Annotated in this window: 16 protein-coding genes; all 16 read right to left on the bottom strand. The window is 42.4% G+C overall.

The genetic code is table 11. The features are described from left to right. Positions 1-18 precede the first annotated feature (18 nt). The 16 genes from T489_RS0102820 to tgt all read right to left on the bottom strand — a co-directional run bounded on the left by T489_RS0102820 (position 19) and on the right by tgt (position 22,413). On the bottom strand, positions 19-822 hold the full coding sequence (locus tag T489_RS0102820) for a hypothetical protein (RefSeq protein WP_031578525.1): 804 nt from the start codon (positions 820-822) through the stop codon (positions 19-21). 22 nt (positions 823-844) lie between these two features. Next, the gene (rlmN, locus tag T489_RS0102825; RefSeq protein WP_031578526.1) at positions 845-1,945 is read right to left on the bottom strand and encodes a dual-specificity RNA methyltransferase RlmN; all 1,101 of its coding nucleotides are present in this window, start codon (positions 1,943-1,945) and stop codon (positions 845-847) included. Positions 1,946-2,364: 419 nt separating this feature from the next. After that, positions 2,365-3,099, bottom strand: a complete 735-nt coding sequence (locus T489_RS0102835; RefSeq protein WP_031578528.1) for an NAD-dependent deacylase — start codon at positions 3,097-3,099, stop codon at positions 2,365-2,367. A gap of 169 nt (positions 3,100-3,268) precedes the next feature. Beyond that, positions 3,269-3,700, bottom strand: coding sequence for a nucleoside-diphosphate kinase (gene ndk, locus T489_RS0102840; RefSeq protein ID WP_031578529.1), 432 nt, complete (start codon positions 3,698-3,700; stop codon positions 3,269-3,271). A 409-nt stretch (positions 3,701-4,109) separates the two neighbouring features. Continuing rightward, positions 4,110-5,423 carry an aminopeptidase PepB gene (gene pepB / locus T489_RS0102845; protein WP_031578530.1) on the bottom strand — a complete coding sequence of 438 codons (1,314 nt, stop codon included), beginning with the start codon at positions 5,421-5,423 and terminating at the stop codon, positions 4,110-4,112. A gap of 103 nt (positions 5,424-5,526) precedes the next feature. Beyond that, a complete protein-coding gene (locus tag T489_RS0102850) occupies positions 5,527-6,696 on the bottom strand; it encodes an IscS subfamily cysteine desulfurase (protein WP_031578531.1) in 1,170 nt (389 codons plus the stop codon). 199 nt (positions 6,697-6,895) lie between these two features. Beyond that, the gene (locus T489_RS0102855; RefSeq protein WP_031578532.1) at positions 6,896-8,602 is read right to left on the bottom strand and encodes an FAD-dependent oxidoreductase; all 1,707 of its coding nucleotides are present in this window, start codon (positions 8,600-8,602) and stop codon (positions 6,896-6,898) included. Between the two features lie 180 nt (positions 8,603-8,782). Further along, a complete protein-coding gene (locus tag T489_RS0102860) occupies positions 8,783-9,262 on the bottom strand; it encodes a transcriptional repressor (protein ID WP_031578533.1) in 480 nt (159 codons plus the stop codon). Between the two features lie 38 nt (positions 9,263-9,300). Continuing rightward, the gene (locus T489_RS0102865) at positions 9,301-9,528 is read right to left on the bottom strand and encodes a heavy metal translocating P-type ATPase (RefSeq protein WP_031578534.1); all 228 of its coding nucleotides are present in this window, start codon (positions 9,526-9,528) and stop codon (positions 9,301-9,303) included. A 181-nt stretch (positions 9,529-9,709) separates the two neighbouring features. Then, positions 9,710-14,956: a PKD domain-containing protein gene (locus T489_RS0102870; protein ID WP_198020402.1), complete on the bottom strand. Its 5,247-nt coding sequence runs from the start codon at positions 14,954-14,956 to the stop codon at positions 9,710-9,712. Between the two features lie 569 nt (positions 14,957-15,525). Next, complete coding sequence (locus T489_RS0102880; protein ID WP_051621735.1) at positions 15,526-16,305, bottom strand: RNA methyltransferase; 780 nt, start codon at positions 16,303-16,305, stop codon at positions 15,526-15,528. A gap of 139 nt (positions 16,306-16,444) precedes the next feature. Beyond that, a complete protein-coding gene (locus T489_RS0102885) occupies positions 16,445-17,410 on the bottom strand; it encodes a hypothetical protein (RefSeq protein ID WP_031578539.1) in 966 nt (321 codons plus the stop codon). Between the two features lie 286 nt (positions 17,411-17,696). Next, positions 17,697-18,644, bottom strand: a complete 948-nt coding sequence (gene secF, locus T489_RS0102890; protein ID WP_031578540.1) for a protein translocase subunit SecF — start codon at positions 18,642-18,644, stop codon at positions 17,697-17,699. Positions 18,645-18,656: 12 nt separating this feature from the next. Continuing rightward, complete coding sequence (gene secD, locus T489_RS0102895; RefSeq protein ID WP_031578541.1) at positions 18,657-20,507, bottom strand: protein translocase subunit SecD; 1,851 nt, start codon at positions 20,505-20,507, stop codon at positions 18,657-18,659. 63 nt (positions 20,508-20,570) lie between these two features. Further along, positions 20,571-20,954: a preprotein translocase subunit YajC gene (gene yajC, locus T489_RS0102900; protein WP_051621736.1), complete on the bottom strand. Its 384-nt coding sequence runs from the start codon at positions 20,952-20,954 to the stop codon at positions 20,571-20,573. 349 nt (positions 20,955-21,303) lie between these two features. Then, a complete protein-coding gene (tgt, locus tag T489_RS0102905) occupies positions 21,304-22,413 on the bottom strand; it encodes a tRNA guanosine(34) transglycosylase Tgt (protein WP_031578543.1) in 1,110 nt (369 codons plus the stop codon). Positions 22,414-22,415 lie beyond the last annotated feature (2 nt).

Below are 22,415 nucleotides of genomic sequence, written 5' to 3' on the forward strand. Positions count from 1 at the left end.
TATACCTCGATCCAGTAATTAATATTCACCGGCTTTATATTTCTTCGCTTCTTCACTCTTAGGAAATCCTTTAAGGAGTTTTCTTCCATAGATTTCAGATGTAGCATATTCACCCATTTTCTGGGCAATCCTTATCTTTAAATAAATGGTCTGGGCTGTATCCCTGTGCTGGTACATGTCATAGCTGCGCATCAGTTTATCGGCTTTTTCATAATCCCCGTTTTCAAAGCTGAACATTGCATAATTAAACAGCAGTGATGGGCTGTTTCCACCATAGCTCATGGCCTTTTCAAAATAAATTTTTGAATCATCCATTTTTCCCGCTTCATATGCACAGGTTGCCGCGGTTTCATAAGCAACACTCATCTGAGCAAACTTAGGCAGGGAAACAGCCTTCATCAGATTGGCAAGTCCTTCATCCCTTCTGCCTCTTGTGCACAGAAAATCTCCGTAATGAGTATAGCTCATGCCTGACTCAGGATTTTCCTTTATGGCAAGAAGATATTTCTGTTCCGAATTCGCATAATCACCAACGATGCTGAAATAACGTCCCCAGGCAAGATGCAGAGCTTCAAGATCCGGAGCATATGATTCTGCGATATTCAGATTTTCCTTGGCAGCACTCATTTCCTTCTGCTGCATAAAACTGTAGGCCAGATTTATACGTGCCTGAGCCGCCTTGTTGTAATCAATATCATCAGCCTTACGCACTATTTCGTTGCCGTTTTCATCACGACCCACAATTATTTCCTTGGAGGTTATACAGCCTGTAAGCACCCCGGAAACAACAGCCGCCAGTAATAACTTGTTCATCATGTTCATTAGTTAAAGTCCCAATTATTTTTTATAAATCAGCACCTTTAAACGATGCTATTTTTTTGATTTTATTTTTAACTTCACCCGCCAGCTGTCCACAGGCAGCCTTAATATCATCACCGCGGGTTCTGCGAGTAACCACAGTATAGCCGTAATCCAGGAGAATTCTGTAGAATTTATCTATATCTGCGGCCTTAGGCTTGCTGAACCTGCTTGCCTCATGCGGATTAAAAGGAATAAGGTTAATCTTGCATGGCGTATTGGCCAGAAGTTTTGCCAGCTCATGCGCATGTTCCGGACGATCATTAACACCGGCAAGGAGAATATACTCTATTGTTACCCTGCCGCTGTTGGCATTAGATTTGTCCACATATCTTTTAACTGCAGCCAAAATACTGCTGATATTATACTTATCATTCAGCGGTATGAGACTGCTTCTTAATTCATCATTAGGGGCATGCAGGGATATTGCCAGAGCCACGTCTATGGCATCTCCCAGTCTGTCGATTCCCGGTACAACACCGGCTGTCGAAATGGTTACTCTTCTCTTTGACAGACCAAAGCCGAAATCATCCAGCATAATCTTCATGGCTCTGACGGTATTCTCAAAATTCAGAAGAGGTTCCCCCATTCCCATCAGCACTACGTTATCGATTGCCCTGTACTTCGGATTCGGGGTAAAACCAATAACGGAAGCAGCTCTCCAGACCTGGCCGATTATTTCGGAAGTGGTAAGATTTCTGTTAAATCCCTGAGCGCCGGTGGCACAGAAAGCACAATTGATGACACATCCCACCTGTGTGGATACACACAGTGTGGCTCTGTCACCGTCGGGAATGTAAACCGTTTCAATCAGCTGACCGTCTCCGGCATCCAGAGCCCATTTTATGGTACCGTCGCCGCTGCGGTATTCAGCTTTTATTTCAGGAGCCTGAATATAGGCGCATTCAGAAAGCTTCGCCTGCATAACCTTATTGATATTGGTCATTTTTGTAAAGTCATCAGTACCGAAATGGTATATCCATTTCATAATCTGATCTGCTCTGAACGGCTTTTCCCCCATATCTGCGACAAAAGCCCTCAATCCGTCACGATCCAAATTCAATAAATTAATCTTACTTTCTGCCATTATAACAATGAATAACCCAAGTCTGATATAAACACAATTATTTGCGTGATTATATCAGAATACACAATACCTGTCCTATTTTTATTTGTTTCAGAAAACAGCTTTTAAACAATCATCCGACTGGTGCTGACATTGATATTTTCCGGTAATGATTTCCGGAGCCGCTCGACTTTAATTCATCAGCTGACAGTCTGAATTCTTTATCGGGATGAACGAAATACGTTTGATACAGAAAGGAATTTAACAAATCGGACCGGCTGAATAAATTCATATTGACATTCAGAACGGAAGCCACCACGGATTTTCTGCGAGGAATCATGGTGTACTGCACAAATACAACATATTCCAGCCCCTGCTGTCATCAGGGGCTTCCAGTCAGGAATTTTCTCTTTTAAACAGATTTTACTTTCCAATGAAAACTAAATACTCTTTTCTATAAAGTCCAGATTTCCGTATTTAAGCAGATTGTCCACGAATTCAGGCAGAGTAGTGCCGGCCTTACCGTAAATTCCTTTATCAAAATATCCTGCGGTAGCGGACTGCTCCAAATTAAACTCAATATTGAAAGCTCCTCTGCCGTGAGTCAGCCTTGCAAATCCCGCAGCCGGGTAAACAACACCAGAGGTACCGATGGATATGAACAGATCACAGCCGCACAGCAGATCCTGAATATAATCCATGTCATACGGCATCTCACCAAACCATACTATATGAGGGCGCATGGATTTCTTTCCGCATTTCGGACAGACGGTATCAATGGAAGAATCATCCTTCCAGTCAAAAACACCTCCGCAGTTTTCACAGCTTATACGCATCAGTTCACCATGCATATGAATCACGTTTTCCGAACCTGCGGCTTCATGCAGATTATCAATATTCTGAGTAATCAGAGATACACTGCCCTTATTCCATTCTCTGGACAGACGTACCAGAGCTTCATGAGCTGGATTGGGCTTAACATTTGCAAGGTTACGGCGCATTCTGTTGTAGAACTCGTGAACCAGAGTCTTATCCCTTAAAAAACCTTCGTAGGTAGCCACGTCTTCAACACGGTGCTGTTCCCAGAGTCCGGTCTCGGATCTGAATACAGGTATACCGGATTCTGCGGATATTCCTGCTCCGGTCAGTATTACTATGTTTCGAATCTCTCTCATATCTGAATTCTCCGTCAATAACGCTCTCTCCACACATTAAGTATAATATCAGTACGCTGAATTTTTTCAGAACCTTAATAAACAAAAGCCGATTATTAAAACCGGCTTTTGACTGATTCATAAACTTAAAAGATCGAGTTTTCTCTTATCTTCCAATATATCGGGCTGACTATCTTGTACGAGGACACAGCTCTTCATCAGTAAAGAAATAAGCGATTTCCTTTTCAGCTGATTCCACACAGTCAGAGCCGTGAACGGCGTTCTGATCAATACTGGTCGCATAGTCAGCTCTTATGGAACCGGCACGGGCTTTTTTAGGATCAGTATCACCTATAATCTCACGATGACGTTTAATCGCATCCTCGCCTTCAAGCACCTGAACCATTACCGGACCAGACATCATAAACTGAAGCAATTCCTCAAAAAAAGGCTTTGAACGTAAATGACAGTAAAAACCTGAAGCCTCCTCTCTGTTCAGATGAACCATTTTGGCAGCCACAATACGTAAACCGGCATTTTCAAAACGGTGATAGATATCCCCGATAAGATTACGAGCAACCACATCCGGCTTGATAATGGAAAATGTTCTTTCTAATGCCATATGCCCTCCTTGCTGAACTACATACAGATATCCACAATACAGAGATTTCCGGAACAATCAGCATAAACCGTTTCATCCGAAACTCCATGCAGTTCCTGGCTAAAAACAATAAAACTCACATACCGACAGGTAAAACTTAAAACAAGAATAATTCCAAAAACCATTACAGGTAATGCGGCATTTTTCAAAATGTGATCTTTGAATTCTGCTTACCGCCGATTTTTGATGTATATCTACATTAAAGGCTGATTTTACGCCCGGATAATTATGTTCACGGCAATCGTGACAAAACAGAACAGAACCTTTCGGTTAGGCATTCCGTATTCAAAAGATTCGTATATGCAAAAGCCCGGGATTGTTCATAAAGATCCAGTCCCGGGCTTTCTCTGACTAAAAGAAAAATAAAAGCCTATTCTGCCAGCTTTTTCACAAATGCGGCAATGGATCTTGCTCCATGCCCCATGGCTCCCACCTGATAAATGTCATTCGGAGTTTTTCGATAACTTGCGGCCAGATCAATATGCAGCCAGGAATCATGAAGTCCTGAAGGAACAAATCTGCTCAGAAACGCCGCTGCAGAAGTAGCTCCGGCAATACCGTCCCCTGAAGCTGAGTTTGTTATATCGGCTAAAGATGATGACACTATTCCCAAATGGAATTTTTCCAGCGGCAGAGCCCATGCCGCCTCATCCACAGATGCAGCACTCTTCACAAAAGCATTGCTTAATCCGGTATTAAGACTGAGTGCCGCATTGTAATCACGTCCCAGAGCGACTTTGGCAGCTCCGGTCAGTGTGGCGGCATCAATTATATACTTTGCTGAAGTTCTGCCTGCTCTGATTAAACCGTCAGCCAGAACCAGACGGCCTTCGGCGTCAGTATTGTCCACAACCACGGTAACTCCGTTAGGATAGCTGATGATATCTCCGACTCTCATGGCCTTTCCGGATATCATGTTCTCAGCACAGCACAGATATGCCTTAACACGTCCAGTAAAACCCTGTACAGCCAGTAAAGCAAGTGATGCAGCGACAGTAGCCGATCCCCCCATGTCAGAATGCATGGAACGCATCAGATCAGACGGTTTGAGACTGTATCCGCCTGTATCAAAGGTAATTCCCTTGCCGACCAGTGCCGCAAACACCGGAGCATTCACGTCTCCCGTAGGATTGTAATCCAGTTCATACAGACAAGGAGGATTATCACTACCGCCGCCTACGGTCATAAGTCCGACAAGAGACTCTGAATGAAGCTTGTCCCCTGTATAGGCCTTTACGGAGAAAGAATTGCCTGCAATGGTACTGAGACTGTTCAGAAACACACTGTAGGACACAGGATTCAGAGATGAGGCCGGAGCGTCAATGGTATCACGGAGCCAGGTAATAATATCCCTTTCCGTTCTGAAATCATCAGTGTCAATATCATGAGGGTATATTATGTCAGCGCCGTTTTTGATACTGCGGAATCCGAGAAAGAATACATAAGCTTCTTCTCTTGTCCATTTCATAGAATCACTGTCGGCAAGTTCAACCTTTTTGTATCCTGCTGAAGAAAGAGTTCTGGCCGCGGCCTGAATTGTTCTCAGATGACTTTTTCTGTCACTGTCGTCAGCATGTATCAGAGCTCCTTCACCGGAATAACTCAGAGTACAGTCCTTTAGGTAAGGATATGCAGCAGTTCCGGGAGCTGCCTTAAAAACCTTGAGTATCTGTGTATTATCCATTTTAATGTTCCTAAAACTAATTTTTCCGCAGATTATCACATACGAATTCTGTCGGAATCATACCTCAGTCTCCGTATTTTCAGACTGCGAACTAGAAATACCGTTATACGCTCCAAAGATTACCGAGTTTTCTCTGTTTAAGATATTCAGACGAAATAATTTCAATGGCGTAGTCAATTTCCTCTTCGGTGGTAAAACGACCAAGACTGAAACGAATGGAACTGTGGGCATCAGCATCACTTAACCCCAGAGCTTTAAGCACGTATGACGGGTTAAGGGAAGCGGAGGTGCAGGCAGAACCTGTGGAAACCGAGATGTTTCTCAGTGCCAGCATAAAGTTTTCCCCGTTGATTCCTCTGAAGGTGACATTCAGATTGCCAGGCAGCCTGTGTTCCATAGTTCCGTTAACCGAAGTTTCCGGCAGTTCCAGCAGTGCCCTGGCGAGTTTGTCGCGCAAAGCCTCAATTCTGGCATTTTCTTTTTTCATTTCAGCCTTCGCTAAAGCAAAAGCCTCTCCCATGCCAGCAATCTGATGCGTAGCCAGAGTACCGCTGCGCATTCCCATTTCATGTCCGCCGCCCCTGATGACAGGATTAGGCTTCGGAGCCCCCTTTCTGACGTAGAATGCTCCTATTCCCTTAGGACCGTATACCTTGTGGGCACACAGTGACAGGTAATCCACAGGCATGGTATTTACATCTATTTCCACTTTACCCGCACTTTGTGCACAGTCACTGTGGAACAGAGCGCCATGTGCTTTTGCAACCTTGGCCAGCTGTTCAATATCCTGAATCACACCTATTTCATTATTGGCATGCATCAGACTTACGAGAAGGGTATTATCATCAATTACCTGCTCCAGCATTTCAGGTGTTATAAGACCGTCCTGATTAGGCTGCATGAAAACCACCTCAAAACCAAGTGTTTCAACATAATGACAAGGATCCAGCACTGCCTTGTGTTCTATGGCTGAAGTTATGATTTTTTTTCTGTTTCCCTTCATATGAGCCAGTGCAACCCCGGTAATGGCAAGATTGTCACACTCGGTGGCTCCTGAGGTAAAAACAATCTCTCTGGTATCAGCACCGATAAGCTCCGCTATCTGCCCTCTTGCTATGTCAACAGCTTCAGCAGCCTGCCAGCCGTACACGTGAGACTTTGAAGCCGGATTTCCGAAAATACCTTCAAGGCTCAGGCAATCAGACATTTTTTTTATAACTCTGGCATCCACCGGTGTTGTGGCGGCGTAATCTAAATAAACAGGAAGCTTCATGGATATTTCACCTAAATATAAATCAGAACAGGATAATTAAAAAAAACTGAAAAAAACAAATTCAAACGCAGTGATTATATCACTCTGCGTCAAGGTTTTATAGAACGGCGCTCGGCTGATGTCTTGCCGCTTTTTCAAAACAGCAAAACACAGAGGGATTCGACACCGAATCCCTCATATTGAAGTTACCCCCGGAATTTTACTTCACATACAGTGAATACATTGAAGACCCGCCTGATAAAACTGTTGTTCTGTAGCCCTTTCCTGCCAGAATTCTGGCGGCATTCCAGGCTCTCACCCCAACTGCACAAGTAATAAGCACCAGTTTATCCTTTGGAATCTCTCCGAGATTATCTCTTAAGGTTCCCAGCGGAATATTGATGAAGTGAGGCAGTCTTAAAGCAGTTACCTCGGAAGGTTCCCTCACGTCAAGCAGATAGTAACCGTCATCAGCTTCAGGATTTTTATCTCTTCCTTCGGCAATTTTCAGGTATTCGGCAATTTCCACCTGATTTTCAAGACCGAGGAAGATGTTTTCAGCTGTAAATCCCAGCATATTAAGCGGAGATTTAGGAGCATTGAACTGAGGTGCGTAGGAGAGGTCAAGATCAGTCAGATCCTGAAATGTTCCTTTTTTCAAAATCAGCGCCGAAGCCACGTCAATGATCTTGTCTACGGATGATGAGCCTACTGCTTCGACACCTAAAATTCTTCCGGTCTGCTTATCGAAGATACCCTTTATGAACAGGAATCCTGCTCCAGGGAACCAGGCCACATGGGACTTCTGAGAAACAAAAGCCGTAAAATAATCCCTGTCTTTTACAAGTCCAGTACCAGAAAGATACTCCTCTCCGAAACCTGTAATGCCTGCCTGAAGATTAAAAGCCTTCACGATACCGCTGCCGGATGTTCCCGGAAAATCAGATGCTCCGTCAACACCTGCAATGGTATTGGCAATTATTCTGGCTCCTCTGGCAGCAGGACCTGCAAGAGTGCTTGAAACACTGTTTCCGGTTACCAGATGATTTACAGTAACATTATCACCTGCGGCATATACGTTTCTGACGCTGGTTTCAAAAACCTGATTTACTTTAATAAAACCTCTGGAATCAATTTCGATGCCTTTATCTCTTACAATGGCTGTATTAGGCTTTACACCTAATGCCATTACTGCAAGACCTGCCTTGATTTCTGTTCCGTCAGACAGTTCGACATTAAGTACTTCTCCATCTTCTTCATTTGCGGTGGAAAAACCCTTAATCCCAAGACCTGTTCTGACATCAACTCCGTTTCTTGTCAGTTCATTGGTCATCAGTCGGCCAAATTCCTGATCCATAATTCCCAGGACTTCAGGTTTCAGTTCCACAAGAGTAACCACAACGCCTGCATGGACAAGATTCTCAGCAAGTTCCACTCCGATGAATCCACCACCGGCAATTACAACCGATTTAATGTTCCCTGTGGTTACCGCCTGTCGGATTTTTTCTGCATCTTCAATTGTTCTCAGTGTTTTTACCTGAGGAAGCGAGGCCCCCTGAATACTTTCAGGTACAAAAGGAGAGGCTCCGGTAGCAATTACCAGACTGTCATAGGTATCCGTTATCACCGTATTATCCGCAAGACGCTTTACGGTTACGGTTTTGTTCTCAGTGGAAACAGCTGTAACCTCATGCAGAGTTTTTACGTTTACATTGTATTTGCCGACAAAGGCTTTTACGGGAGTAACCACCAGTGACTGTCTGGAAGGAAGAACACCGCCGACGAAATAAGGCAGTCCGCAGCTTGCATATGAAACATCAGGACCTTTTTCATAAATGGTTATCTCCCGGTGCTCATCAAGTCTTCTCAACCTGGCGGCAACGGCGGCTCCGGCGGCAGAGCCACCGATAATGATTGTTTTTGACATAAAAATTTCCTTACTATTAGTTGTACACAGATACTGAAACCTGCTTTGAAGGTAATCAGCATTAAAACAGAACCGATAGAACAAGCAGTGCTGATTTATATTTATTGATGTTATTATTGTTGTTTTATTATACAGGATGCCTGCAGCAGACAGAAAATTTTTATTCAGAACTTTTCGATGTTACTGTTTTTTGTTTTCATCCTCATGAACAGAGATATATACTGAATCATCAAGCATTTTGATATCAATCTTTTCGTCGGATTTAATCAGACCTTTCACTACCATCCCAAGTCTGAGAAGCTCCTGCAGATCAAGTCCGTCCGCCTTAAGCTCCTGTCCCTGATTGTTCTTGAGGGAAGCCAGCTTGAAATTACAGTTTGAACAGTTCACGTCCAGCAGCTTGTTATTGGAAATCACCCCGATATCATAAAGCACCTTCAGGAAACGGTACACGGTTGACATTCCAAGCTCGGGATTTTTGGCCTGAGCTTCGTAGTAAAGCTCTTTTGTGCAGTTAAAGGTTCCTGAAAACAGCAGATCAAGAAGTTCAAGACGCTGTTTAGACATTCTGACCTTGGCTTTTTTCAGCTTTTCAAGACATTCAGCCTTGGCATTATGGAGAGTGAAGCACTCATTTAAATTTTTGTTTATATCAGTCATTGCGTATTCCGGTTTCATGTTTAACACGATCAAACTGCCTAGGCTGCATCCATGAATTTATATGTGAGCTGTCCATGAGCAGAAAAAGCATTGTTGCCTAGAACAATGTCCAGCTCATTCTGATCCAACCAAGTGTATATTATCAGATCATGAGTCATTATATTTAAATTTACTGACTGAAAATCCTTTATCTGTCTGAGCATTCTGGAAAGAGCGAGCGCACACATAGGACAGTCAATTCCCAGAACCTTGTAATGATATCTCATTGTTAATATTACCGGATATGTTAGCAACAGCTTACACAATATAATAATGATATTTGCTTCAAAAAGCAATATCACGACGGCCCCAAATCATCCGTATTCCGACAAATACTGACACCATAAAAACAAAGCGGAAGACAGGATCAGAACCATCTTCCGCTTTTCATTAGCCTAGGTTATTTTATTATTTTCTGCGTCTTCTTAAGAAGAAGCCGGCACCAGCCATAAGGATAAGATCAAAGATGCCGATGGCACCACCGCCCTTACCGCCTGATGAAGACTTACTGTTTCCATCATCAGTTGATCCTTCGTCAGGTTCTTCAGTAGATTCAGATGTTACGGTAAGAGGAATGTAACCGCTGAAATCATTTTCTGAAAGGTTCTTACCTGAAATTCTTACCTGATATGAACCGGTCTGAATAAACTTCAGATAAACCTTGGTGTCATTTGAAACCTGGAGGTAATCAACACCGTCGGTAGCCGAACAGTCTACAGCACCGCCACTGAAAATCTGACATACCTTCTCAGAACCGGCAGCCTTTGTATTATCGGCAAGCTTTACAACCTGAACAGTAGCTTCATGAGAAATATTGGTAATAATGAAGCTTAAAGGCTTACGCTCTGTCAGTTTGACCGGAGTGGTATCGTCAGATGAAGACTGAACAAAGTTAATCTTGTTGCCTTCAGTCTGATTATCGCTTTCTGCGTCAATGCCCACAGGAGTGTTTACATATGGATCTGACACTGTTACCAATAATGAGGCTCTGTGTTCTTCATTGTTCTTATCAGTAACAACAGCCTTAACTTCATGTGAACCGACAGTGGTAAACACATAGTTAAGTGAACTGTCTGAACCGGTTACCTTTTCACCGTCAATGTACCAGACATAAGATGCAGCTTCTGCATTTACAAGGGTGGTGGTGAACAGTACGTTCTTGTTAAGATCAACGATGGTATCACCACTTAAGGTAAATTCAACAACAGGAACATTGACACCAACAACCCTAACTGATACTGATTCAGTTCCAGAGAGACCTTCTTCATCGTAAACAGTCAGAGATACCAGATACGTACCTTCAGTATTGAATGTATAGGTCAGACTGCTGTTGGTACTTACTCTGTTTCCGTTCACAGACCATTCATAGCTCTTAACGGCCTTGTCGTCAGTAGACCTTGAACCATCAAACACTATATTGGAGCCCACGGATACTTCAGTCTGGCCTGTACTGATTCTGGCTACCGGAGCCATATTTTCAGTAGCAGGAACAACGGTAATGGTTGCAGATCCCTGGGTGGTGGCTCCATTGCTGTCGGTTACGTTAACAGTGAAAGTAGTGGTTTCATACAGGGTTTCAGAAATGCTGGAAGAAGTCTTCTGATTTGACCATAAGTATGATAATTCATCACCGTCTTCGTCAGTTGAACCTGAAGCATCAAGAACTACGGTAGTACCGCTCTTAACAGTTCTGTTACTGTTATCTGCAGATGTTACCAAAGTAACCTTCGGTGCATGATTTTCAACATCGGTAACTGTAATGGTTACGCTTGCCTGTTCTGACTTGTTACCGTTCTTATCTACAACCTGCAGAGTGTAAACGCTTGTTGCATCCGGAGTTACGGTAATAGAAGGAGTGGTTGCACCGGTGTTCCACTTGTAGGTAATATCGTCACCGGTTGAAGCAGAACCGTCAAGAGTTACGGTTTCACCCCTGGTGATTTCAGTCTTTGAAGCTGAAATCTTGGCAACAGGTAACACTACAGGTGCAGAAACATCAACAGCAACCTTTTTGGTGGCTATACGAACATTTTCAACAGAATTTCCTTCGTAAATCTTCAGCACAACATCATATGTACCGGATTTTTCATATGTATGAGATACATTGAAGGTTTCATCTGAAGTGGTGCCGTCGCCGAAATCCCACTTGTAAACAAGGCCGCATGAATTATTTGCAACTGAACCGAATTCGTAAAGACACTGATCCTTAACCTTAATTCCGGTTGAAACAACTTCTGAATCACAGTTATCTCTCTTACCGAAGGTTGTGCTGTCGGACAGAGTTACTGTCGCACCGTTTACAGAGCTGTCAAAATCAGCAAAAAGATACCAGAAAGGATCCACTTCACATTCAGTACCACTATCCACATTAATGGTAACTGACTTGGTAGCTGTTGCACCGTCGTTATCGGTTACGGTTACGGTATATTTAGTGGTTTCTTCAGGAGTTACGGTAATCTTTGCGGTAGTTTCACCGGTGCTCCACTTGTACGCAACAATGGAACCGTCAGGGTCTGATGAACCTGAAGCGTCAAGAGTTGCGCTTTCCCCCTTTTTGATTGAAAGAGCAGAAGCAGAAATCACAGCAACAGGAGACTTGTTGCCGGTATCCAGTTCAGCAGGGATACCTGATCCCATCTTTGTACCGTCAACCCAAACATCTCCAACAGTAGCAGAAGTGAAGTTTCCTCCGCTTGATGACTTGAACCACTGACTGCCACAGTCGTTGAACAGGAATTCAAGACCGGAAATTTCAGCACCGAAAGAGGTACTGTCAGTGTAACTCCACCAACCGTTCTTCACAGCAGACATTTCAACACCAGGAACAGTAGTCCATCCCTTATCACCTGTCTGCGGAGTACCGCGATAATGAACACATACCTTTGAAAGTTCACTTGCAGGCTTAAAGAAGAAGGTAACCGGTGTTACGATATCCTGAGGAGCCCCTTCAGTGATGGATCCGTCCTTGTTGATTATGTAAGTTCCCTTGGACAGACAGTTACCGTTTGCTCCGTTATAGTAGGAAGAACTGCCGTTTTCCTTAACTCTGATGTCCGCACAGGTTGCATCACGGGTGTAGGTAATACTGGTCTTGAAGTATTTGGTTGTACTAACCTGCTTCATTTCCTTACTGTTCCAGTCTGATGCCCCCTTATCCTTGTATTCAGCATATACGGAGGTTACTGAATCATCATCAGTCTTTGCATAAAGTGTTACGGTATCGGTACTAACCACTGAGCCGTCTGTGAAGAACATGTGTGAACCTTCAATTTCACCGTCAACATCTTCAATATAAGCTCCGTCCACCAGATTATATCTGCCTGCACCTACATAAGTATGGTTGATTTCACTCTTGGTTACATTACCGAGGTTATCGGTTGCTTCCATATAGTAGTCAACCAGCTGATCACGGTAATCACTGATGTATGCGTAGTATGTGCTGCCAATCTTCTTTGCAGGAAGCACTTCATAGTTCTTGGTTTCAATCTGAACCTGCCAATCCACGCCGTTCATGTCAGGAGTAAGATCTCTTACCTTGGTTGGATATTCCTTCCATTCACCTACCTGAGATGCATCAGCACCGCTTATGCTCTTAGGATTATATACCCTTGGAGCTATGTCGGTAGGCTTCATGCTCTTGGCCTTGTGAGGACGTACATAAACCTTAACATCCTTGATGCCGCTTACGTCATACGCATATGTGTAGATGGCAAAAACATTATCGGCATACATCGGAGTCCAGCCTTCTGCCTTACCGGAATTTGCTGAACCTGGATTTGTAGGATAACGCTGAACCCACCACATTGAAGGTCCGGTCTTGTCCTTGCTAATGTTTGCCTTAACGTACGGCTCGGTGAAATAAAGAGACTGATTAAAACCTAATGAAGGCTTAACATTATCATCAGTATTTTCATCATAGTAACCGAAACCTGAGTCAATTGATGAAATCAGGAAGTACCAGCCTAACTCTGCAGGGTTTGCGCCCCCCTTGTAGTCATTTGATTCATCGCCCTTAACAGGGTATGACATCATGTACGGATTCAACTGATTTCCACTGTAAGTAACCTGTTTTTCCGCTTCGGTTGAAGGAGACCAGTAGTTAGGATGGTCATCAAGCCAGATCTGTTCTGCTGTTTCGGCATAGTTTTCAGCCGCCTGCAGCAGAGCAAAGTTTCTTTCGAGATAATGATAGCCGTATTCCATGGAAACAGCATGTCCTACAGAAGTTCCGGCGAAGTTCTTAGGTGCTTCGAAATCTGTACCCAAAGACTTGTTGAAAGCAGCCAGCTGTCCCTTTGTCCATACCCCCATAGGAATATGCCAGTGGTACCAGTCAGGATCTGATGATGAGTCACGGGTATCAACCCAGGAACCATCCTGAATATGCTGAATATCATCTGCAGGAATAGGATATGCTTTGAGATATTCCTCAACACCCATGCCTACCACACCTGCAGTGCTGTATTCCTCACCTGAAGCCAGCCAGGTGGAAATTGAACCTGCACGACCTTCACCATTATCACCGTCATGAGCAATAACAAAGTACATGGTTCTGTCACCTGCAGCGGTATTATAACTAGGACGGTCAATTTCCTGAGTTGCTACGGCAATACCTTCCCAGCCTTCTGTCCATGAACCGTTCTGATCTACAGGAATTGCGGCAATCTTGTCGGCCTTACCGGTATTAGGATCGATATACTGAACCCAGTGAGGAATGGCACAGAACGGATACTGATTAAGAATGGTCTGCTGTTCGTGATTCATTCCGACATATTCCCAGCCCCCCTTACTAAAGGTGTTCTGGAGATCAGCTCTGTTTGGAGGAGAAACAAGAGTATCGTATGAAGGGTTGGAATAATTGTAAGGATAATCGGTAAGAGCTCTTGAGAAATGGTTATTACCTACTACTGACCATTCAATACCAAGCTTGGCAAGTGTAGGAATAAGTCTTTCAGAAAAGCCCAGTTCTGTCGGGAAGAATCCCTTTGATGATTTAAACTGTGAACCTAAGAAGTAATCCTGCTGCAGGGTTACGTTCTGATAAATAAGATCCTTGAGAAAATATTTTGGTCCGACTAAAGGTCCCATGGAATGGTGACCTGTGAAATGAATTGGTTCAAGAGCATTGAAACCGTTGGTAGTCTTCAGACTGCCTACTGTTGACTTCCAGTCGTTTGACCAGCCGGTTTTGTAGAAATCAAAAATGTTGAGTTCGGCAAAGCTCTGTACATTATTGATAACAGCAGCAGACATGGTTACCTGAGTCTGACTCAGAGGATGAGCAGAGTGATTTGCATTAGCTGTCTGAGCCGGCCAAACGGTGTATGCGTTTCGCTTTGCATCTCTGTCGTAGTACTGCTGCAGATTATCATGAGGCATTGGCTCACCTGATTTCGGAAGGAAATAAGGATAATCTGCAGGTGGATTGTTCTTAATATTGAAAACCTGACCATCATAGGTATATCTGATAGGAGTTCCTACAGCAGCCTTTTCGTACTCACTGGTATTGTAGTATGGCCAGAAATTTGGCATATGATTATGATAGATATGGGTTGCAGCTATCACGTCACCGGCATAGGCATTATCTGCCAGTACCAGACTTGGAATAGCAACTGCCAAACCAACAGCTAATGAAAGACTATTGATTTTTAACATTTTGTTACTCATATGAATTCACTCTGAATAGTTAAACAACATATAATTTGACATTAAGATCATGACAGTGATTTCGTGATCAAAAATCATTGCCGATTTGATTAATTTTAACAAATTTAAAACATTAAGAAAACTTTTTCACAACAAACAACTCTAATTTTTTTATAATTATGCTTGTTTTTACCATATATGTGATAATTGTCATATAACATATTAATATATTCAATTTTAAAAAACTTTAGTGATAAACGAGTTGTTTTTTCACAATAAGATTCCCTTATTTCTGTCATTCTTTGGCCATATGATTATAATGACAGCCGTCACACATGCCATATAAACAATATAGGCTGAAAAATCAGATACAGGACACCGCATAGAACCATGTTCCAGTACAGATAAAATCGAGGAATTATGAACAACCACCATGCCAATCTCATTCAGAAAGGTCCGGAGTCTTACAGACATAAAAACAGGAAACTCTGGAAAAAGTAACACAATCTTTTTCCAGAGTAATAGTGAAATGTTCCGGAACTGGCTGATGCCCAGAAACATTGAATAATCAATAAATATTATTTTTCTCCATGAGCTTTGTACTTAAGCATGGAGGCCAGAGTCCCGTAAATGATTCTAAGTTCATGTGCACTCATATCAGACTTGGCGTAAACACGTCTGATCTGCCCCATGACGCTACCGTTATGATTCTTTTTCAGAAAACCGCACTCACACAGATTCTTTTCAATAAAGCTGTAGAACTGTTCCAGATCTGAATGCTTCGGTTTACGCAAACCTTCATCAAAACTTTCAGGAACATCAGACTCCGCTGAACGCAGACATGCCTGTCTCAGTTCATATGAAAGCACCTGCACACTCATTGCCAGATTAAGTGAGGAATATTCCGGGTTTGCATCTATATTGACATGAATATCACATCTCTGCAGCTCATCATTTGTAAGTCCGGTCCTTTCTCTTCCGAACATGATGGCGCACTTCATGCCATTGCTGATATGCGGATAAATCTTTTCAACAGCCTCTCTCGGCTGGTACAGTGGTAATTCTATACTGCGGTGACGAGCGGATGTTCCGGCTACAAATGTAACATCAGCCAGAGCTTCATCCAGAGAGTCATAAACACGGGCACTTTTCAGTACATCGGCAGCACCTTTGGATAAAGCCAGGGCCTCATCGGTAATTATGTCTTTGTTGGCAGAAACTATTCTTAATTCAGAAAGTCCCATTGTTTTCATTGCTCTTGATGCTGAACCGATATTACCGTAATGGCTTGGATCAACAAGTATTATTACCATGTTATTCAGACAAGAATATCTGTCTGAACCAAAATTGTCTGACATCTGCGTTCTCCGATTATCAGTCACCTTACAAATTTCAATGGTTATATTAGCAAAGATATACCGACAAAAAAAGCCGATACACATAATAGTTATGTATTACCGGCTTTATTCGTTTCAATTCAATGTTTTATTTCGGAACCTATTTCTCCGAATCCCTGTTTTCAGATTCAGTATTCAGCACCTTGTCTTCAAAACCAATATCATCATATTCATTATTGACGTCAAGCATGTGAAGTTCCAGTAACGAATTGCTGAATTCCAGAAAATAAGAAACATTTGTGGTTCTTGACAGCTTGAAATAATCCAGAGCTCTGGTCTTTTCTCCCTTCAGAAGATGCATTTTTCCCATATAGAAATATGCTTCACAGAGTCTTTCATTTCTTTCCAAATAATTCTTTGTCCCGTCAAACACGTGATCCCACAGTTCCTTTTCGGTCTTCATTCCCAGAAAAACCTCAATAATTCTGGTTCCGAAAACAAGCTCCTTCACGTTTATCATACGATATCTGTCATGAAGATTCTTTATGGCTTTTTCAGGATCAGAGGCATTCTCGGCAAAATACAGCCACAGCTGGAAATAAGGATCCTGACGGTCACTTAAATAAACTTTATAGAAGTCCTTTTCAGCCATCTTTTCTCTCTTGCCGTAATAAAGAGCAAGACCACGATTGAAATATGAAGCATTGTCATTAGGACTTAATTCAATGGCACCATCAAGAGCATCGTAAGCCTCAAGGAATTTGGCATGAGAATACAGAGACCCGCCGTAATCACGGTAACAGTCAAAATTCTGATTATCTTCATTTACGCAGGCGAGAAGACTCATTATGGACAGATAATCAAGCCCCATGCGATTGTATAGTTCTGCTCTATGCCACATGATTCTACTCAGCTGAGCATGATTTAAACGCTGATTGCCCAGAAGCTGAGCCAGTTTTACCATATTCAGCTGTTCATTGGGAGTTATCACCCTTGGGAGCTCAATTTTAACAAAATCAGGATCAATATGACCGTCAACTGAATTTTCAGAACCGGTTGAAGCACAGGCTGAAAGTCCTGAAATCATTACAGCCATACAGGCTGTAAGAAATAATTTTTTAAACATTATCTATTTTCCGAGATGTTTACTACCTTTCGGTAATACCGGAGACACCTACAAACACATAAACAGACTGATTAACCAGACTTATCTCAATGCTTTTCAGTACTCCTTATTATTAAACAAGGCCTACCTGTCGATTATAATATTTAACCACTTAATCCGCTGTATGTTATACATAAAAATTGAGACATGCAACCACGATTATAAAGCAATTCCGCAACATGCATCCCATAACAAAAAAAGCTGTTCACGGAGAACAGCTTTTCAAATAAATCAGCGTTTCTGATTATTAATAATCAGCTTCTGAAATTTCTTCATGATCCTTCTTTATTTCCTTAACAAGGAGATTTTCTCTGGTTATACCCAGTAAAAGAGGCCATGTTGAAGCTACGTAGATTGATGAAATGGTACCGAAAATTATACCGATTAACAGAGCCAAAGAGAATCCGAAAATCATTTCGCCACCCAATAATAGCAGTGAAATTACGGTAATCAGAGTAGTACCTGAAGTAATAATTGTTCTTGACAGTGTTTCCGTCAGAGAAATATTAAACAGGTCAACCATTGCCATCTTGTGAAGTCTTCTTGCATTTTCACGAATACGGTCGAATACGACGATCTTATCGTTTAATGAATAACCTATAACTGTAAGTACCGCAGCAAGTACAGTCAGATCATATTCAATTCCGTAGAATGAGAACACACCCAGTACAATAATAACGTCATATGCCAGAGAGATTATTGCACCTGTTGCCATTCTCCATTCGAAGCGGGCAGCAATGTACACGAGAAGGATTACCAGTGACAGAAGAACGGAAATAACACCGCTCACAACAAGCTCCTGACCTACAGCCGGTCCGACATATTCTGAACGTGTTACCACCGCATCGGCATTTTCAGATGAAATAGCCTGTTTTACCTTTTCGGTAATATCCTTCTGATTTTCATCCCCCTTCGGCTGAATACGGATTGATACATCCCTAGGTGTACCGAAATTCTGAACAACGGCATTGCTGATACCTATTTTGTTCAGATCCTGACGTATAACATCAAGACGGGCTTCCTGAGGATACTGAACTTCAATAACCACACCGCCAGTAAAATCCAGGCCCCAGTTCAAACCTTTATAGCAGAGACAGCCAATACAGAAAAGAACTGCTGCAATACAGAGCACTTCTACCAGCTTGGCTATGCTCATGAAAGGAATTACTGTTCCCTGTTTTATAATCTGAAACATTTTTATCCTCCGCTAAATCCACAGGTTCTTGATATTGCGTCCGCCCCAAACGATATTAACTACCGCACGACAGCAGGTAACTGCTGTAAACATAGAGCAGATCAGACCAATCATAAGTACAAGAGCAAAGCCCTTAACCGCACCGGTTCCAACCGCAAACAGAATGAGAGCAACCAGAATAGAGGTAATGTTTGAGTCAAGAATGGTAACAAAAGCTCTTTCATAACCTAGGTTGATAGCCTGCTGAACACCGCGATTGTTTCTGATTTCTTCACGAATACGTTCAAAAATCAGAACGTTGGCATCCACGGCCATACCTATGGTCAGCACAATACCGGCAATACCAGGCAGAGTCATGGTGGCACCAGGAATCATGGACATAACACCAACAAGAAGAATCATGTTGAAAATAAGAGCAAGATTGGCAACAAGACCAAATGCTCTGTAGTATATGAACATAAATAAAGCAAGGAATGCCAGACCATACAACATTGCACGCATACCGTTTTCAATGTTCTGTTTACCTAAACTTGGTCCAATATTTCTTTCTTCTACAATCTGAATCGGAGCAATCAGAGCACCTGCTCTAAGAAGCAGAGCCAGATTATGAGCTTCTGTAGGACTGTCAAGACCGGTAATACGGAACTTGTTACCAAGACGGGCCTGAATTGTGGCAACATTGATTATCTGTTCAACCTTTCTGAACTTAACTGTCTTGTCACCGCTGTCCTGAGCATCAACAACCTTATATTCAATAAAGTTGGTTGCCATAGGCTGACCGATATGATCCTTGGTGAAGTTGGACATGGTGTTACCACCCTTGGAATCAAGGCTGATATTCACTTCAGGACGACCGTTTTCATCCATACCGCTCTTTGCATCGATGATATGATCACCGGTAAGGATAACATGTTTTGTTACAACAACAGGTCTGCCGTTCTTGTCAGCAAGAACTTCATCATTTGCTGATACGGTACCGCTGGCGGCACTCTGAATATCAGCGGCCTGATCAACAAGACGGAATTCAAGAGTTGCGGTTGCGCCGAGAATTTCCTTTGCTCGAGCAGAATCTTCAACGCCAGGAAGTTCAACAATAATACGATCAGCGCCCTGTCTCTGAACCAGAGGTTCGGCCACACCGAGTTCATTTACACGGTTTCTGATAATATTGATGTTCTGTTCTACGGCATAAGTCTTAACTTCCTTAATCTTTTCAGGCTTCATGACTGCCTTGATTTCGAATGATGAAGAGTCCTCATCAGTGAAGACCCAGTCATTGTGCTTTGACGCAAGCAGTCTCATTGCACTGTCACGGGTATCTGCATCACGGAAAGAAATTACGACATCCTGCCCCACACTTCTGATACCTGATAAGCGGATTTTTTCTTCTCTGAGTTCAGTACGAATATCCTGAATCATCTGGTTCACAATCTTTTTGATTGCTTCATCCATGTCAACTTCCATTAAGAAGTGAAGACCGCCTCTAAGGTCAAGACCCAGCTTTAAAGGCTTGGCTCCGATTGACTTTAACCAGTCAGGAGTTGCAGCTGCAAGATTAAGTGCAACAACATAATTGTCACCTAATTCTGAAACCAGCTTTTCCTTGATACGAAGACGTAAATCATTATCCTTGAAACGGATAAGCGCCTGCCCCACATTTCTTTCTACTTTGCAGTCTGGGCAGTCCTGCTTAATCACATTTTCAATTTTTTCGTAGTCTTCCTTTTCCAAAGTTATACCTTTGGAACCACTAATCTGAATAGCCTGATCTTCACCATATATATTAGGCAAAGCATAGATGGCACCTACAATCAGTACTACAACTATCAGGATATTCTTCCATAAAGGATACTTGTTTAACAAAACCTATACTCCTTGAATTCCTTTGTAGGTTCTAAATACCCACACACATATAAGGACTTAACATTATTTTTTCTGACGGTTTGCTTCAACCTTATGTTCATCATAAGTTCCCTTTGGCAAAGGACTTACAACGTACTGTCTGTTGATCTTTACCTGGGTTCCCTGTGCGATTTCCACAGTAAGAATTCCCTGCTCTTCATTAATTTTTACGATTTTACCGACTAAACCGCCGTTTGTTAAAACCTCGTCACCCACTTCAAGCTTCTTAAGAGACTCTGCACGTTCCTTATTCTTCTTGTTACCAGGTCTTAAAACAAATAAATAAAAACAAACAAAGGCCAAACCCATTAACAGGAAGAAGGTCATATCAGGAGCGGCAGGAGCCACCTGAGAAGGATCAGCTGCCGGAACACCTTCTTCTGCAAAAGCAGTTGGAAATAAATTCATCTTTATCAACCTCGAATTTTAAAATAAAACACGATTTTGCATTATATATGAAATATGTGGTTTTAACAGAATTATTTATGAAAGGTGTCCAATAATGACTGAATGATCATTTAATACAGGCACTTTTTCATAAAACGAAAGAAATCATTTGATTGTTCTCAAAAGATTATCGGTGATATCTCATAAGTGCTGATTTTTACATTTTTTTTGCCGTAAATCATTAACAGAAAGTAAAAAAAACATTCCGAATAAACAAATAAAAAGAAACCAGGGACTTGCCCTGGTTTCCAACTTTAACCGCCAGCTATCACTGTTAAATACACATGTAATTCACATGAGTAGGGAAAACTTATTTGTCTGCCGGGTACAGCTTAAAGAACTCCTCAGCGAACTCATTCAGAGTACCATCTGCTATATGAGCTCTAATCTGTTCCATCAGACGCTGATAAAATCTGAGATTATGGATAGTATTGAGTCTTGCTCCCAGCATTTCTCCACATTTATCAAGGTGATGCAGATACGCTCTGGAATAATGACGGCAGGTGTAGCAGTCACACTTTTCATCAAGAGGACGTGTATCCTGCTTATATTTGGAATTACGCAGTTTAATCACGCCTTCTGATGTGAACAGATGTGCATTTCTTGCATTTCTCGTAGGCATAACACAGTCAAACATGTCCACACCGCGAAGTACTCCTGACAGAATATCCTGAGGCTTCCCGACCCCCATTAGATATCTAGGTTTGTTTTCAGGCATTCTTTCGGTTATAAAATCAAGAATCTTATGCATATCCTCTTTCTTTTCACCTACTGCCAGACCACCGATGGCATAGCCGTCAAAACCTATTTCCATCAGACCTTTAAGCGACTCTTCACGAAGATCTTCATACACACTGCCCTGAATAATACCGAAAAGAGCATTTTTGTTCTGCAGTCTGTCAAACTCATCGCGGGAACGTTTTGCCCATCTCAGGCTCAAACGCATTGACTTGGCCGCTTCATCATGAGTTGCAGGGTAAGGAGTACACTCATCAAGAATCATTACAATATCAGAACCGAGTGCTTCCTGAATCTGCATGGAAACCTCCGGTGATAAAAACACCTTGTCTCCATTAATCGGATTCTGGAAATAACAGCCCTCTTCCTTGAGCTTGCGCAAAGCTCCCAGACTGAATACCTGGAATCCGCCCGAATCTGTCAGAATCGGTTTATTCCACTGCATAAAACCATGAAGATCACCGTGTAGACGCATAATGTCACACCCCGGTCTTAACCATAAATGAAACGTATTGCCCAGAATGATGTCAGCTCCGATTGCTTCAACTTCCTCAGGACTCAGGCCTTTAACTGTACCATAGGTTCCAACAGGCATAAAAGCAGGTGTTCTTACCACGCCTCTGGCAAATTTCATTTCACCGAGTCTTGCCTTTCCGCACTTGTTCTTTAAAGTAAATTCCAAAA

Source organism: Ruminobacter sp. RM87 (genome assembly GCF_000701925.1).
GTDB lineage: Bacteria > Pseudomonadota > Gammaproteobacteria > Enterobacterales > Succinivibrionaceae > Ruminobacter > Ruminobacter amylophilus.